Source organism: Paenibacillus sp. JT22N1, assembly GCF_059692155.1.
Genome location: NZ_JCAUAW010000017.1, coordinates 1 through 17,145, shown reverse-complemented (window position 1 = coordinate 17,145; position 17,145 = coordinate 1). Strand labels below are relative to the sequence as shown.

The window sequence follows — 17,145 nt, the reverse complement described above, 5'->3', positions numbered from 1 at the left end:
GAATTAACCTCTAGCCGCAATGACTCTGTTGTAATGTTCCAAATAAACAAGCAGGATAGAAATATCCGAAGGTGTAACGCCTCCGATACGAGATGCTTGACCAATAGATATCGGACGAATTTTAGCTAACTTCTGCTTAGCTTCCGTCGCAATCCCGTGTATTTCGCTATACTCAATGTCATCCGGAATTTTCTTCTTTTCCATCTTACGCAAACGTTCAACTTGATTGCTTTGTTTTTCGATGTAGCCAGCATATTTCACTTGAATCCCTACTTGTTCTTTCATTTCATCGTCAAGCTCAAGTGGAGAAGGAGTCATCTGTTCAATGTGCTTATATTCAATCTCAGGACGACGAAGCAGCGAAATGGCTGGAACAGAATTGTTCAACTGCACACTTTCCAAACTCTCTAGTAATTCCTGTACATGAGGTTCTGGTTTCACCTTAACGTTAGTCAAACGCTCAATTTCTTGATCAATCAAAGCCTTCTTATTTAAGAATGCAGCATATCGTTCGTCTGAAATAAGCCCAATTTCATGCCCAATTGGCGTTAGCCTTAGGTCAGCATTATCATGGCGAAGAAGTAAACGGTACTCTGCGCGTGAGGTTAATAGACGGTAGGGTTCATTCGTACCTTTTGTTACAAGATCATCAATTAAAACGCCGATATATCCTTCCGATCTATCTAGAACAATAGCTTCTTTCTCTTGAACTTTACGAGCCGCATTAATCCCAGCCATAACCCCTTGACCTGCAGCTTCCTCATATCCCGATGTTCCATTAATTTGTCCAGCAGTGAATAGTCCACTTACCAACTTCGTCTCCAAAGAAGGTTTTAGCTGAGTAGGAACTACCGCATCATATTCAATCGCATATCCGGTACGCATCATTTCCACTTTCTCTAATCCAGGGATTGAGCGAAGAATACCCAATTGAACATCTTCAGGCATGCTAGTTGATAACCCTTGAACATAATATTCCGAAGTATGACGTCCCTCTGGCTCTAGAAAGATTTGATGCTTAGGTTTATCAGCGAATCGAACTATTTTATCCTCAATGGATGGGCAATATCTTGGACCAGTTCCTTCAATAGCCCCCGAGAACATCGGAGCACGATGCAAATTAGAATTAATAATGTTGTGCGTTTCCTCAGACGTGTACGTTAACCAACAAGGTAGCTGTTCATTTCCACCAATCTCAGCTTTTGTCTCAAATGAGAAAAATTTAGGCTCATCATCACCCGGTTGAATTTCCGTTTTGCTAAAATCAATTGAATCCTTGTGAACGCGCGGCGGTGTCCCTGTTTTGAAGCGAACAAGGTCAAATCCAAGTTTACGCAAGGATTCCGATAATTTAACAGAAGGCTGTTGATTATTTGGGCCGCTCTCATACATCAGCTCGCCCATAATAACTTTCCCTCTTAAATAAGTCCCTGTCGTTAACACGATCGCTTTGGAGTAATATTCAGCGCCTGTTTTAGTGATAACACCCTTACATACGCCGCCTTCAACAATGAGCTCTTCCGCCATACCTTGACGTAACGTCAAGTTTGGAGTCGCTTCAATTGTTTCTTTCATTTTATGTTGATACGCAAATTTGTCCGCTTGTGCGCGCAGTGCATGTACCGCAGGGCCCTTCCCTGTATTCAGCATTCGCATCTGAATATACGTTCTGTCGATATTACGACCCATTTCGCCACCAAGCGCGTCAATCTCACGAACAACGTGGCCCTTCGCAGGACCACCAATAGATGGATTGCAAGGCATGAATGCGACCATATCTAAATTAATTGTTAATAAAAGCGTATTGCAACCCATGCGTGCTGAGGCCAGTGCTGATTCACAACCTGCGTGTCCAGCGCCGATGACAATAACATCATAATCACCTGCATGATATCCCATAGTAAACGTCCCTCCCTCTTTTATGAAAACGCAAATGCTGTCGTTTTCATTTTCCTAAGCAAAATTGTGTAAATATTTGATCGATCAATGATTCTCCTACGGAATCGCCAATAATCTCTCCAAGCTGCTCCCAAGCTGCTCGAATATCAATTTGTATCATATCAATAGGTACATATTGTTCATTAGCATCAAGTGCATCTTGTAACGAACGTTTAGCTTGCTTCAATAGTGAAATATGTCGAACATTACTAACATACGTCAAATCACTTGATTCTAGTTTACCCTCAAAGAAAATTGCCGCGATCGCTTTTTCTAAATCTTCAATACCTTTATTCTCAATCAGTGATAACTCAACAATACGTTCCTGTGGAAAGTAACTCAGAACCTGTTCGACATTCAGCTTTCTAGTTAAATCCGTCTTATTTAAAATGACAATCGTTTGCTTATCCGCTAATTGTTTCATCAGTGCGATTTCATCAAATTCAAGCTCTTCATTACTATTCAGCACTAACAAAATAAGATCTGCTTCTGCTAAAGCAGTCTTCGAACGCTCAACTCCGATTTGTTCAACGAGATCTGACGTTTCCCTAATGCCCGCAGTATCAAGCAGCTTCAAAGGAATACCACCAATATTCACGAATTCCTCAATAACATCCCTTGTTGTACCAGGAATATCCGTTACAATTGCACGATTCTCCTGTGCTAATTCATTGAGAAGCGATGATTTGCCGACATTTGGCTTCCCGACAATAGCCGTTTCAATACCTTCTCGCAATATCTTACCTTGCTCCGCGGTTATCAAAAGACGGTCAATTTCAAGCATTACCGTATCACACTTGCTCTTTATGAAAGTGTTCGTCATTTCTTCTACATCATGCTCAGGATAATCAATATTCACTTCCACGTGAGCCATCAATTCCACTAATATATAGCGTAAATGCTTGATTTGCTTTGACAGATTTCCTTCTACTTGCTTCAAAGCTACTTTGAAAGCTCTATCCGATTTGGCCCGGATTAAATCGATTACCGCTTCAGCCTGGGTCAGATCAATCCGACCATTCAAGAATGCTCGCTTCGTGAACTCACCTGGTTCAGCTAACCGAATCCCCTGCTGCAGCAATAAATCGAGCACTTTCTTCACAGAGACAATGCCTCCGTGACAACTGACCTCCACGACATCTTCCATCGTAAATGAACGCGGAGCTTTCATTAACGTAACTAGAACCTCCTCTACCTTTTGGGCAGAAGCAGGTTCTATTATGAATCCATAATGTACCGTATGCGTCTCAGCAACAGATAATTTCGTTTTAGAGCGAAAAATACGTTCCACAAGAGGAACAGCTTCGTCTCCGCTCACACGAATAACCGCTATCCCACCCTCTCCAAGCGGTGTAGAAATAGCAGCAATCGTATCATTTAACATAGTATTTACACCTCGAATTTACCTCATCTTAAAGAAAAAGCAATGACATGATCAAAGTCATTGCGGTAGCATTATTTGACAGCGATAACCACCCGACGGTTCGGTTCTTCGCCTTTACTGTATGTTTTTACAACTGGATGACCCTGTAATTCAGCATGAATAATCTTTCGTTCCTGAGAATTCATGGGTTCAAGAATCACTTCTTTTTTCGACTTAATCACACGATTGGCAAGCCTAACTGCGAGCTCCTCCAACGTTTTCTTACGTCTATCTCTGAAACTTTCCGCATCTAAGATAATACGAAAATGAGAATTCGCATACCGGTTTGCAACGATATTCACCAAATACTGCAAAGCATCCAGTGTTTGTCCTCTTTTACCGATCAGAATACCTAATTCAGAGCCACTCATGTTCAAGATATAGCCTTCACGATCTTTACGCTTATCTATGGTGATGGAAATCTGCATCGCTGCGAACATATCTTGTAAGAAAGCAATGGCTTCCTCAAGTGGATCTGGAATCAATTCAAGCTCTACTTTAGCTTCTTTGGAACCAATAAATCCAAGAAACCCTCTCGAGGGTTTCTCCAAAATATGAATGTTTACACGATCCTCGGAAACTTGCCATTGAGATAAACCGGATTTAACCGCTAGCTCAATAGTCTTTCCAGTCACCACAATTTTTTTCATTTGGACAGGCCACCCTTATTTTTTTGCGCCGCCTTTTGCGATGCAGGAGAACCGTAAATAAAGTAAGACTGAATGATTGTGAAGATGTTACCGTAAATCCAGTAAAGCGGAAGCGCAGCTGCGAAATTCATGGACATCACGAAAATCATAACTGGGAAAATATATAATAAGCTTTTCATTTGTTGATTCATTTGGGAAGACATAAACATTTGTTGAACGAATGTCGTTGCCGCGGCAATCAGTGGAAGAATGTACAGGTGATCCGGTTGTCCAAGATTCATCCATAGGAAAGTATGTTCACGGATGTGATCATTACGCATAATCGCTTGATAAAGAGCAATTAGAATTGGCATTTGAACAATGATTGGGAAACATCCTGCTAATGGATTCACACCATTTTGCTGAAACAGCTTCATTGTTTCTTCCTGCTGTTTCTTCGCATCATCTTTATACTTTTCTTTGAGCTTCTTCATCTCTGGCTGTAGATCCTGCATCCGTTTGGAACTTTTGTACTGCTTAAGTGTAAGCGGCAAAATAATTAAACGAATGATCAAGGTAACGACCATGATGGATAATCCGTATTGACCCCATAGATGATCAGCGAACCAGTCTAGTGTCATGGAAAGCGGGTACACAAAATATTTAACGAAAAAACTTGCGGTATTCGGATCAATAGGTGCCATAGCTGCACTTGACGGACTACATCCGGACAGTAATAAGATCAACGCAGAGAGTGAAGCTAGCATATAAATTCGACGAGTCAAAATGAGATCCTCCTAAATATCTTTTCCATCATAAACTATAACACATCTTCAGCTCGCAAGGAAATATTACGTTACTTTTTAATGACATCATTTCTTTTTAATAAAGAAGCTTTGCGAATCACATGCCAGATACTTTTCTCCATCTCGGCATAGTCCATTTCAGTCACTGGTTTTCTAGCCAATAAGATGTAGTCATAATGTGGAGTCATATTCTCTTTTTTCAAACGGATAATTTCCTTCATCATTCGTCTGAGCCGGTTTCGAACGACAGCATTGCCTACCTTTTTACTCACAGACACGCCAAGGCGAAATTGTTCCAATTTAGGTTGGGGTAAATAATATAGTACGAATTGATGGTTCGCCATCGACTTCCCATATCGATATACCTTATTGAAGTCTTCTCTTTTAGCTAATCTATATATTTTTTCCACGTTTATGTACGCTCCAGACAGATGACTCCGTGATTAAATTAGTTTCAATACAATATTAGTTAGCTTATATAGTTTTAACAGAATTATCCCCATATAAACCAATCCCTCAAAATGCAAAAAAAAAAGCCCCTTCCGGAGCCTCATTTTTTACGCGCTAAGAATTTTTCTTCCTTTAAGACGACGAGCTTGCAGAACTTTACGACCGTTCTTCGTGCTCATTCTTTTACGAAAACCATGATTCTTCTTACGCTTTCTCGTATTCGGGTTAAACGTCGGACCCATCTATAGCACCTCCCTACCTGAGGATATCCATCCTACAAAATTTCTACTACTCATTAAATCATTTCTACAGCAGAAAGTCAACATACCCGAGTGTACAGGTGAAGAAGACATTTTCTCCATAAATATAAAAAAAGAATAACCTGTGTATAAAATTTCACCTCTCCACAGAGAAGCTTGTCGAAAATTAACATAATATCAACAATATCTTGTGTTGTGAACAAAATCTATGCACAACTTGTTGTAAATGTGGATAATATCAAACAATCCGTTGATTAACAAGTAATCTTTTGATAAGATGATAATGTTTCTGTTGTGGATAGACACCACTAACTCTCCGACTTATCAACAACCTGTGGATAACAATGTGCACAATTTTCCCTCTACAAGAATAAGTCATTTCAGCCGATCCTTAATAATGTGGATAAAATCGACAAAATTCGTCCTTTCTTGACCGCATCAGACATAAAGGTTCTTTTCGTTGTTAACCGCACAAACTATATACAGATTTCGATTAAGCCGAACGTTTAATGTGAATTGCTTATATTCGAGATTTTACAATAAAGCATTATAAACCGAACATATCTTTACTGGCCTTATGCCACATGTTTGATTTCAAAGGAGTGAATTACTGTGGAAGGCCATTCTACGGACTTATGGCAGCAAATTTTAACGATTATTCAAACTAAGCTCAGTAAACCAAGCTTCGACACTTGGCTTAAATCAACCAAAGCGACAGTATTCAATGATTCAACTGTCGTCATTTGTGCGCCCAACAATTTTGCTCAGGAATGGCTCGAAAGCCGCTATACCAAGCTAATTGAAGGAACCATTTATGACTTTACGGGTAAACAGGTTTCTGTGAAATTCATCATTGAAACGGAAGAGCAGAAATCTCAGTCAACAGCGGTTCAGCCAGCTGTTTTCCCACCTAAAGGTCCTGCGATCGTTACAGGTGAAGAAAATTTCACCAATATGATGAATGCTAGGTATACCTTTGACACGTTCGTTATCGGATCCGGCAATCGATTCGCTCATGCTGCATCCTTAGCTGTTGCCGAAGCACCTGCTAAAGCTTATAATCCCCTCTTTCTTTATGGAGGAGTTGGTTTAGGTAAGACCCATTTAATGCATGCCATCGGCCACTATGTGTTAGAACATAACCCTGGGGCACGTGTTTTATATATTTCATCAGAAAAGTTCACGAATGAATTTATTAATGCGGTCCGTGATAACCGCGGCGAAGGATTTCGTAATAAATATAGAACGATCGATGTATTATTGATTGATGATATTCAATTCCTCGCTGGTAAAGAAGGTACGCAGGAGGAGTTTTTCCATACATTTAATGCGCTTCATGAAGAAGGTAAACAAATTATTATCTCTAGTGACCGGCCGCCCAAAGAAATCCCAACCCTGGAAGATCGGTTACGCTCGAGATTTGAGTGGGGATTAATTACAGACATTCAGCCCCCTGATTTAGAAACACGCATAGCCATTCTCCGCAAGAAAGCGAAAGCAGAGAATCTGGAGATTCCGAATGAAGCGATGATCTATATCGCGAACCAAATCGATACGAATATTCGTGAGCTTGAAGGTGCTTTGATTCGAGTTGTTGCGTACTCATCCCTTATTAATCAGGATATTAGCGTGCATCTAACAGCCGAAGCATTGAAAGATATTATTCCATCGAATCGACCACGGGTAATCACGATACAGGATATTCAGCAGCGGGTTGGAGAATTCTATGGATTAAAGCTAGAGGATTTCAAAGCCCGTAAACGAACAAAAGCCGTCGCATTCCCTAGACAGGTCGCGATGTACCTGGCACGTGAGCTGACGGACTTCTCTTTGCCGAAAATCGGAGATAATTTTGGTGGCCGTGACCATACAACGGTTATCCATGCCCATGATAAAATATTACAACAATTAAAAGTAGATCAGGATCTTTACAAGATCGTTCATAATCTGACAGAACGCATCAAGAACCCCTCTTGATAACATTTAATTTTGGGTAAGCCTATGCACAATCTATTCACATGTGGATAGGCTTGATTTATATAAGGTTCATCCACATATCCACATATCCAGAGCCCCTACTGCTATTACTAATAAAGAATGTTATTATATAATGATTATGCTAACGCAATGAAAAAAAGAACCACAGGAGTGAAATCATGAAATTAACCATCCTAAAAGACCATCTAATTGAATCCATTGGTCACGTTTCCAAAGCCATATCCTCTCGTACAACCATACCTATCCTTACAGGGATCAAAATAGATGCAACCTTAAGCGGTGTAACCCTTACAGCAAGCGATACGGATATTTCCATTCAAAGCTTTACCCCTAGTGAAAATGAGAAGATTAAAATTATTGAACTATTTCAAGCCGGTAGTGTCGTTCTTCCAGCCAAATTCTTCGTCGAAATTATTCGTAAACTACCTGCACAATTAATCGAAATCGAAGTAAGAAATAACTTTCAAACCATTATTCGTTCAGGTTCTTCTGAGATTCAAATCATGGGGCTCGATCCCGATGAATATCCGCTGCTGCCCGAAATCGAAGAAAGTAAAATGCTTCGTTTGCCCAGCGATTTACTGAAAACGATGATTAAGCAAACTTCTTATGCCGTATCAACGAATGAATCGACGCCTATTCTCACGGGTGTGCTCTGGAACATCTCAGGCGATAAACTGAAATTTATTGCTTGTGATCGCCATCGACTTGCTAGCAGAGAAGTAACGGTTGATAATGATAATGCCCATCAACTTCCGAACATTGTTATCGCAGGCCGAACTCTGAATGAACTAAGCAAAATTTTGCCTGATCAAAACTCCCTTATAGATATAGTTATTTCAGACAACCAAGTTTTATTCAAAATTCATTCAATTTTGTTCTATTCTCGCATTTTAGACGGAACTTACCCGGATACATCAAAGCTGATTCCGCAATCTTTTCAAACCGAAATGGTCGTACCAACCAAAGAATTGGCTGAAGCCATCGACCGTGCTTACTTACTTTCCAGAGAAGATAAGACGAACATTGTGAAAATGATGATGCTTGAAGACCAGACGATTGAGATTTCTTCAAGTTCTTCCGAGCTTGGAAAAGTAACTGAGCAAATTAACCTGCAGCATATTGCTGGTGAGTTACTCAAAATCTCTTTTAACTCCAAATATATGCTCGATGCGCTTAAAGTTCTTGATTCCGAGTTCATTCACATCGGATTTACTGGAGCTATGCAGCCAATCATCATGAAGCCTCAAGATTCCACAAACATTCTGCAGCTTATTTTGCCGTATCGAACAACGAATTAAGGAGTGCGCTATATGAAACAGATCCCCATAAATACGGACTATATTACACTTGGACAGTTTCTGAAATTATCGGACTGTATATCCACAGGTGGACAAGCCAAATTTTTTGTTGTGGATACAAAAATCGAAGTGAACGGACAAGCTGAAAATCGTAGAGGCCGGAAACTCGTGCCGCAAGATGTGGTAACCGTGGAGGGTTTCGGACAATTCGAAGTCGTTAGCTCCTGATCGGATTAACCCAGGAGGATGGCCACCCATGTTTTTGAACAGACTCGTACTCAGTCATTACAGAAATTACGACCAGATTGAGCTAACAACGGATAGCAATGTGAATATATTCGTGGGGCCTAACGCCCAGGGCAAAACAAATTTGTTGGAATCAATCTATGTAATGGCCATGACGAAATCACATCGCACCCATCAGGATAAAGAATTAATTGGCTGGAACGGTGAGCAGACGCAGCTCCATGCGGAAATTCAGAAGCGATATGGCAGCTGCAAACTAGATCTCTCCATTTCGACGAAAGGTAAAAAAGCGAAAATAAATGGCCTCGAACAAAAGAAGCTTAGTAACTTTATCGGTGCTTTGAATGTGGTCATGTTTGCTCCGGAAGATTTAGAGATCGTCAAAGGAACTCCTGGTATTAGAAGGCGTTTCCTCGATATGGAGATTGGTCAAGTACAACCCTCCTATCTGCATGATTTATCGCAATATCAGAAAATATTGGTGCAGCGGAACAATTATTTAAAGCAATCTTTCCCAGGAAAAACCGCGCCAGACGCGATGTTAGACATTTGGAATGAACAATTAGCACAGTATGGTGTTAAAATTATGAAAAAACGTCAAAGCTTTATTAAGAAGCTACAACAATGGGCAGAAACGATCCATAGAGGGATTACGAATGATAGTGAGGAGCTTCTTATTCGCTATTCCCCCTCTTTTGACATGACACCGTTTGAAGATGAATCTGTTTTATTAGACCAATTTATGATAAAGTTATCATTGGTTAGAGATCAGGAATTCCGAAGAGGTGTTACGCTAGTGGGCCCTCATCGTGACGATCTTCTTTTTTACATCAACGACAAAGAAGTCCAAACGTATGGATCACAGGGTCAGCAGCGAACAACAGCGTTATCACTTAAGCTTGCAGAAATAGAGCTTATTCATGAGGAAGTTGGCGAGTATCCCCTATTATTGCTGGATGATGTGCTATCCGAGCTTGATGAGTATAGACAGACACAACTGATCCGAACGTTTCAGCAGAAAGTCCAAACTTTTATTACAACAACAGGTCTAGAGAGTGTCCATTTGGATCAACTGGATCATGCTTCCGTGTTTCATGTTTTGAAAGGAAATGTAAGCGGCAGGAGCTGAGGAGCATGTTTATTCATTTGGGTGGAGAGAAAATTATTAGGGCATCCGAACTGATTGCTATTTTCGATATCTCGATAGAGAAATCTTCCAAAATATCGAAACAATTCATACAGCAAGCATTAAAAGATAAAAAAACAGAGCAAATCGGCGAAGAAGATTGCAAATCACTCGTTGTTACGAAGAGTAAAGTGTATTATTCTCCAATTTCCTCTACCACGCTCAAGAAAAGAGCGCATCAATTGTTAACGAATTAACCTTTTCTCCCCACATAAGAAAGTATAGGATTTCGGAATTCCGAAATCAGCTTACTTATTGGCGAATATACTGTCCTCTAAGCGCGGTCGCTCATTTTCGAATGACTGCGATAGAGGTTTCTCTCACTATAAAAAAGCAGGTGAAGATTAACATGTCTGTGAATCAAAACTCGTACGATGAAAGTCAGATTCAGGTTCTGGAAGGTTTAGAGGCCGTTCGTAAACGTCCGGGTATGTACATTGGTTCAACCAGTGCCCGTGGACTTCATCATCTCGTATGGGAAGTTGTCGATAATAGTATCGATGAGGCTTTGGCCGGCTTCTGTACGAAAATTGATGTTATCGTTCATAAGAATAATAGTGTGACCGTTATTGATAATGGCCGTGGAATCCCTGTAGGTGAAAATGTAAAGTTAAAGAGACCGACGTTAGAAGTCGTTCTTACGGTACTTCATGCCGGCGGTAAGTTCGGTGGAGATGATTCCGGTTATAAAGTTTCAGGCGGCCTGCATGGCGTAGGTATTTCCGTCGTAAATGCTTTGTCTGAGCTGCTAACGGTTCAAGTTAAGTACAAAGGCGAAATTCATCAACAAGAATATCGCCGCGGTGTGCCTCAGTATGATGTGAAAGTCATTGGCGAAACCGATGAAACAGGAACACAAGTTACGTTCCAACCAGATCCGGAGATCTTCAAGGAAACAGTTGAATATGATTACGATACGCTTCAATCCAGAATTCGTGAGCTAGCTTTCTTGAATAAAGGGCTTGAAATTAATTTAATTGATGAGCGTACGGACACGGTAAATACACATAGGTACGAGGGTGGGATTGTTTCCTTCGTTCAGCATTTGAACCGTAACCGTGAAGTCGTCAATGAAATGCCAATCTATGTGGAAGGCTCCAAGGACAATATTTCCATCGAGATTGCCCTTCAGTACAACGATAGCTATACGGAAAATATTTACTCCTTCGCGAATAACATCAATACACATGAGGGTGGTACTCACGAGTCCGGTTTTAAAAGCGCGCTAACGCGGATCTTGAATGACTATGCCCGCAAAAGTAATTCGTTGAAAGAAAGTGACTCCAACCTATCGGGGGATGATGTGCGCGAAGGTCTTGCAGCCATTATTTCCGTGAAAATTCCAGAGCCTCAATTTGAGGGTCAAACGAAGACCAAACTAGGAAATAGTGAAGTCCGTGGTATTGTAGAATCTCTATTTGCCGAGAAGCTGCAAACATTTATGGAAGAGAACCCCTCGGTTGCGAAGAAGATTCTCGAAAAAGGGATTCAAGCGGCAAGAGCAAGAGAAGCTGCGCGTAAAGCGAGAGAATTGACTCGTCGTAAAAGCGCATTGGAAGTAAGCGCACTGCCAGGTAAACTAGCAGATTGCTCATCCAAGGATGCTTCTATCAGTGAGATTTACATCGTAGAAGGTGACTCTGCAGGTGGATCAGCTAAGCAAGGACGTGATCGTCATTTCCAAGCGATTCTTCCACTTCGCGGAAAAATTTTGAATGTAGAGAAAGCTAGATTGGATCGAATTCTATCCAATACAGAAATTCGTGCGATGATTACAGCCTTTGGTACAGGGATCAGTGACGATTTCGATATCACTAAGGCACGTTATCACAAAATTATTATCATGACCGATGCTGACGTTGACGGAGCGCATATTCGTACACTTCTGCTTACTTTCTTCTACAGGTACATGAAAAAATTAATTGAATCCGGTTATGTGTATATTGCACAACCTCCACTTTTCAAGCTCGAAAGAAATAAAACGGTTCGCTATGCGTATAACGAAAAGCAAAGAGAAGTCATCATGCAGGAGTTCGGTGAAGGTGCCAAAGTCAATGTACAGCGTTATAAAGGACTTGGCGAGATGAATCCAGAACAATTGTGGGAAACGACGATGGATCCGGAAAGCCGTACATTCCTGCAAGTGACGATCGAAGATGCGATTGAAGCAGATACGCTCTTTGATTCATTGATGGGAGATAACGTAGAACCTAGAAGAGATTTCATCGAGGAACATGCGAAGTACGTGAAAAATCTAGATATCTAACGTCCTAGACGTTGCTAACGATGTAAGCTTTCAGGAGGAACATTCATGAGCGAAGAATTACATTCGCAAGTCAAAGAAATTGACATTTCTACCGAAATGCGCACATCTTTCTTAGACTATGCGATGAGTATCATTGTCAGTCGTGCACTGCCAGATGTAAGAGACGGTCTGAAGCCTGTTCATCGTCGTATCTTGTTTGCGATGTCTGAGCTAGGCATGTCTCCAGATAAACCACATAAGAAATCGGCGAGAATCGTCGGTGAAGTCATCGGTAAGTACCATCCGCACGGAGACACTGCGGTATATGAGACGATGGTTCGAATGGCGCAAGATTTCTCACTTCGCTATATGCTGGTAGATGGTCATGGTAACTTTGGATCGATCGACGGTGATATGGCAGCGGCCATGCGTTATACCGAAGCTCGCTTGTCGAAGATCGCGATGGAGCTTCTTCGTGATATTAACAAAGAGACAATTGACTATAAACCAAATTATGATGGCGAAGAAAATGAACCGGTTGTTATGCCTTCTCGTTTTCCCAACTTACTTGTGAACGGAAGCTCCGGGATTGCGGTAGGGATGGCTACGAACATTCCTCCTCATAACCTTCGTGAGGTTATCGAAGGTATCCAAATGATGATTGAAAATCCGGATATTACACCTCTTGAACTGATGCAAGCAATCAAAGGTCCGGATTTCCCAACAGCTGGCTTTATCCTAGGCCGTGAGGGGATTAGACAAGCCTATCAAACAGGCAGAGGTTCAGTTACGATGCGTGCTAGAACTGTTATTGAAGAAAACAATAATAAAGCTAGAATCATTGTTAATGAGCTGCCTTATCAAGTAAATAAAGCTAGATTAGTTGAAAAAATCGCAGAGCTTGTTCGTGAGAAAAAGATTGATGGTATCACGGATCTTCGAGATGAGTCCGACCGCAACGGTATGCGAGTTGTCATCGAGCTTCGTCGCGACGTCAATCCTCACGTTGTTCTGAATAACTTATTTAAACATACGGCGATGCAATCGAACTTCGGTATTATAATGCTTGCACTCGTCAACGGCGAACCAAGGGTTCTAAATCTTCGCGAGATGCTGCATTATTATCTCAAGCATCAGCAAGAAGTCATTCGCCGTAGAACAGAGTATGATCTGCGCAAAGCGGAAGCGCGCGCTCACATTTTAGAAGGCTTACGCATCGCACTTGATCACTTGGATCAAGTTATTGCCTTGATTCGTGCTTCCCGTACAACGGATGAAGCTAGAGAAGGGCTCATGACAACATTTAATTTGAGCCTCGATCAAGCTCAAGCTATTCTCGACATGCGTTTACAGCGTTTAACTGGCTTAGAACGTGAGAAGATCGAAGCTGAATATGCCGAACTTATGAAGAAAATCGCTGAGCTTAAAGCGATTCTTGCTGATGAGAATCTGATTCTAGCCATCATTAGCGAAGAATTGAATGAAATTAAAGAGAAATTCGGCGATGAGCGACGTTCCGAAATTACGGTTGGTGAGGAAAGCATCGAAGATGAAGACCTCATCCCGCGTGAAGATGTCGTTATCACGATTACGCATACGGGTTACATTAAGCGTCTTCCGGTTACAACGTATCGGAACCAGAAGCGTGGAGGACGCGGTATTGTCGGAATGGATACCAAAGACAATGACTTCGTCGAACATTTATTCGTGACGAATACTCATCATTATTTGATGTTCTTTACGAATAAAGGTAAAGTGTACCGTCTTAAAGCTTATGAGATTCCGGATTTGAGCCGGACAGCTCGTGGAACACCAATCATTAACTTAATCCAGATCGAGCAAGGTGAGACGGTTAACGCGGTGATTCCGGTAGAAAGCTTCGAAACAGAGCAGTACTTATTCTTTGCAACGAAGCAAGGTGTTGTGAAGAAAACCCCGATTGACGATTATTCAAACATTCGTAAAGGCGGCCTAATCGCCATTAATTTACGGGAAGATGACGATCTCATTGGCGTTAAACTGACTGACGGTAACCAAGGCATTATTATGGGAACCAAGCTTGGGATGTCCATCCACTTCCCAGAACAAGATGTTCGGTCCATGGGTAGGTCTGCTACTGGGGTTAAAGGGATACACCTGGATCCAGAAGATACGGTTATTGATATGGACGTTGTCCATGAAGATAATAGTGTACTCATTGTTACGACCAAAGGTTTTGGTAAGAGAACGCCTGTTGCTGAATATCGGATCCAGTCACGCGGTGGTAAAGGGATTAAGACCTTGAACGTCACAGATAAGAACGGCCCTATTGTCGGTCTTAAAGTGGTGCAAAATGATGAGGATCTTATGATTATTACAGCATCGGGTACTGTTATTCGTACAAGTATGGACGGGATTTCCATGATGGGTCGTAACACGCAGGGTGTACGCTTAATCAATATTCGTGAAGACGATGAAGTTGGAACCTTAGCTCGCGTGCAGAAAAATGAAGAGCAAAGCGAGAATGAGGAAGACGGCGATTGGGAAGAATCAGAAGCAACAGAAGCAACAGATACAGAAACAACAGAAACAGAAGAATAAAATGTTCGGGATGGGGCTTACAAACCCATCCCTTTTACTTTACAATAAGAAGTATACGATAAGTTAAGGTGAGTGAATGATTGTGCCGACAGTAGCCGTTTCTCATTTAAAATATGGTGAAAGATTAGGCGATAACGTTATAACCAAATTGGGGAATGTACTTTTCAACAAAGGAAAAGTCATTAGTGAAAGAGAGATTGAGATTCTAAAAGCATTTCTCATTTCATCTGTCTTTATTGAGTCTAAGAATGGTATAGAATCCGAAGCCACGAGTGAAGAAACGAAACCGAATGAAGTTGCAACCGTTCATCCTTTTTATTTGGAATATCAGAATATGTTGAAGCTGCTTAAACGCGTCTTTTATCTCGCTAATGGTGGACAACCGCTTCCCATCTTAGATCTTCGAAACGGTCTTGAAGCACTCATTCAACATATTGATGCCTATAAAGTACTTACCTTCACACCGAAAAATCGCAGTTTGCAAGATTACATTTATCACAAAAGTATTCAGGTCAGCTTAACCGCTTATTCATTAGCTAGATGGCATGGTCTTCCTCAGAAAGATCTGATGCAAATAGCGTTAGCTGGTCTCTTACATGACATTGGTATATCCAAAGTTGATCCTGGCATTCTTGAGAAGAAGAGTTCCCTAACAGCATCTGAAATGGATGAGATTAAACAACACACGCTAATCGGGTATCAGATTCTTAAAAATATTTCCGGTATTAACGAAGGTGTCAAATTAACGGCCATTCAGCATCATGAACGTGAGGATGGGTCGGGTTATCCTTTAGGAGTTAAAGGTGACAAGATTCACATGTATGCCAAAATAGTAGCGATTGCTGATATTTATAACGCCATGACCAATGAGCGTTACTATAAAACGGCTTTGTCACCGTATGTTGTACTTGAGCAGCTCTTCACAGAGTCATTCGGTAAAGTAGATCCAACCCTGGTTCAAGTATTTATGAACAAGTCCACACAAATAAGCAATGGAACAATCGTAAAACTAAGTGATAATCGTGTGGGTGAGATTATTTTCTCCGATCGCTCTCATCCTACCAGACCTTGGATTAACGTTAATGGAACGATTGTAAATTTAACATTAGAAAGAAGCCTATTCATTCAAGATGTTATTGGTCATATTTAAAAGACATAGAGAGTAATGTTAACCCCCTACTATAGGGGGTTTTCTTTATTATTAAGAAAGGATAAAGAAAAGCTTGCATTCCGCTTTTAGATTTGTTATATTACTCCTTGTCGCTTCGGCGGTCGAACGAAAGAACGAAAGAAATTAAAAAAAGTTCTTGCAATCGAATAGGCTGATGTGGTATATTAATCAAGTCGCCTTTGAGGGGCGAAGGATTAAAACGAAAGAAATTGATCTTTGAAAACTGAACAACGAGTGAGTAAGCACGAACGAGAAATCGTTCAAAAAAGAGATTGCAAAATCTCGCTAGCAACGCAAATGAGCAATTAAGCTTTCAGATAGTTTTACTATTATGGAGAGTTTGATCCTGGCTCAGGACGAACGCTGGCGGCGTGCCTAATACATGCAAGTCGAGCGGATTTATCCTTCGGGGTAAGTTAGCGGCGGACGGGTGAGTAACACGTAGGTAACCTGCCTATAAGACTGGGATAACTATCGGAAACGATAGCTAAGACCGGATAACTGATTTTCTCGCATGAGAGAATTATGAAACACGGAGCAATCTGTGGCTTATAGATGGGCCTGCGGCGCATTAGCTAGTTGGTAGGGTAACGGCCTACCAAGGCGACGATGCGTAGCCGACCTGAGAGGGTGAACGGCCACACTGGGACTGAGACACGGCCCAGACTCCTACGGGAGGCAGCAGTAGGGAATCTTCCGCAATGGACGCAAGTCTGACGGAGCAACGCCGCGTGAGTGATGAAGGTTTTCGGATCGTAAAGCTCTGTTGCCCTAGACGAACAGCAAGGAGAGTAACTGCTCTTTGTGTGACGGTATAGGAGAAGAAAGCCCCGGCTAACTACGTGCCAGCAGCCGCGGTAATACGTAGGGGGCAAGCGTTGTCCGGAATTATTGGGCGTAAAGCGCGCGCAG

Annotated in this window: 14 protein-coding genes and 1 rRNA gene; 9 read left to right on the top strand and 6 right to left on the bottom strand. The window is 41.5% G+C overall.

Annotation, left to right across the window (positions count from 1 at the left end):
* Positions 1 to 3: 3 nt before the first annotated feature.
* From mnmG to rpmH, 6 genes are all read right to left on the bottom strand, one after another.
* Positions 4 to 1,899, bottom strand: a complete 1,896-nt coding sequence (gene mnmG / locus AC58UU_RS28405) for a tRNA uridine-5-carboxymethylaminomethyl(34) synthesis enzyme MnmG (protein ID WP_497320597.1) — start codon at positions 1,897 to 1,899, stop codon at positions 4 to 6.
* A gap of 46 nt (positions 1,900 to 1,945) precedes the next feature.
* Complete coding sequence (gene mnmE / locus AC58UU_RS28400; protein ID WP_497320596.1) at positions 1,946 to 3,322, bottom strand: tRNA uridine-5-carboxymethylaminomethyl(34) synthesis GTPase MnmE; 1,377 nt, start codon at positions 3,320 to 3,322, stop codon at positions 1,946 to 1,948.
* A 71-nt stretch (positions 3,323 to 3,393) separates the two neighbouring features.
* Entirely contained in the window at positions 3,394 to 4,011 is a 618-nt protein-coding gene (jag, locus tag AC58UU_RS28395; RefSeq protein WP_497320595.1) for an RNA-binding cell elongation regulator Jag/EloR, read from the bottom strand.
* On the bottom strand, positions 4,008 to 4,775 hold the full coding sequence (yidC, locus tag AC58UU_RS28390; protein WP_497320593.1) for a membrane protein insertase YidC: 768 nt from the start codon (positions 4,773 to 4,775) through the stop codon (positions 4,008 to 4,010). Before yidC ends, jag begins: the two co-directional genes overlap by 4 nt.
* A 71-nt stretch (positions 4,776 to 4,846) precedes the next feature.
* Complete coding sequence (gene rnpA / locus AC58UU_RS28385; RefSeq protein ID WP_171644228.1) at positions 4,847 to 5,206, bottom strand: ribonuclease P protein component; 360 nt, start codon at positions 5,204 to 5,206, stop codon at positions 4,847 to 4,849.
* Positions 5,207 to 5,353: 147 nt separating this feature from the next.
* The gene (rpmH, locus tag AC58UU_RS28380) at positions 5,354 to 5,488 is read right to left on the bottom strand and encodes a 50S ribosomal protein L34 (RefSeq protein WP_029196162.1); all 135 of its coding nucleotides are present in this window, start codon (positions 5,486 to 5,488) and stop codon (positions 5,354 to 5,356) included.
* A 630-nt stretch (positions 5,489 to 6,118) separates the two neighbouring features.
* Here rpmH and dnaA point away from each other — a divergent pair.
* The 9 genes from dnaA to AC58UU_RS28335 form a co-directional block, all read left to right on the top strand.
* Entirely contained in the window at positions 6,119 to 7,483 is a 1,365-nt protein-coding gene (gene dnaA, locus AC58UU_RS28375; protein WP_497320591.1) for a chromosomal replication initiator protein DnaA, read from the top strand.
* Between the two features lie 179 nt (positions 7,484 to 7,662).
* Entirely contained in the window at positions 7,663 to 8,805 is a 1,143-nt protein-coding gene (gene dnaN, locus AC58UU_RS28370) for a DNA polymerase III subunit beta (RefSeq protein WP_497320589.1), read from the top strand.
* 12 nt (positions 8,806 to 8,817) lie between these two features.
* On the top strand, positions 8,818 to 9,033 hold the full coding sequence (gene yaaA, locus AC58UU_RS28365; RefSeq protein WP_047684005.1) for a S4 domain-containing protein YaaA: 216 nt from the start codon (positions 8,818 to 8,820) through the stop codon (positions 9,031 to 9,033).
* A gap of 28 nt (positions 9,034 to 9,061) precedes the next feature.
* On the top strand, positions 9,062 to 10,180 hold the full coding sequence (gene recF, locus AC58UU_RS28360) for a DNA replication/repair protein RecF (protein ID WP_047684002.1): 1,119 nt from the start codon (positions 9,062 to 9,064) through the stop codon (positions 10,178 to 10,180).
* Positions 10,181 to 10,185: 5 nt separating this feature from the next.
* On the top strand, positions 10,186 to 10,434 hold the full coding sequence (remB, locus tag AC58UU_RS28355) for an extracellular matrix regulator RemB (protein WP_047683999.1): 249 nt from the start codon (positions 10,186 to 10,188) through the stop codon (positions 10,432 to 10,434).
* Positions 10,435 to 10,586: 152 nt separating this feature from the next.
* Entirely contained in the window at positions 10,587 to 12,503 is a 1,917-nt protein-coding gene (gyrB, locus tag AC58UU_RS28350; protein ID WP_497320586.1) for a DNA topoisomerase (ATP-hydrolyzing) subunit B, read from the top strand.
* A 45-nt stretch (positions 12,504 to 12,548) separates the two neighbouring features.
* Positions 12,549 to 15,062: a DNA gyrase subunit A gene (gyrA, locus tag AC58UU_RS28345; RefSeq protein ID WP_497320584.1), complete on the top strand. Its 2,514-nt coding sequence runs from the start codon at positions 12,549 to 12,551 to the stop codon at positions 15,060 to 15,062.
* A gap of 82 nt (positions 15,063 to 15,144) precedes the next feature.
* On the top strand, positions 15,145 to 16,212 hold the full coding sequence (locus tag AC58UU_RS28340) for an HD-GYP domain-containing protein (RefSeq protein WP_497320768.1): 1,068 nt from the start codon (positions 15,145 to 15,147) through the stop codon (positions 16,210 to 16,212).
* Between the two features lie 349 nt (positions 16,213 to 16,561).
* Positions 16,562 to 17,145 (top strand): 16S ribosomal RNA (locus tag AC58UU_RS28335); the annotation flags it as partial.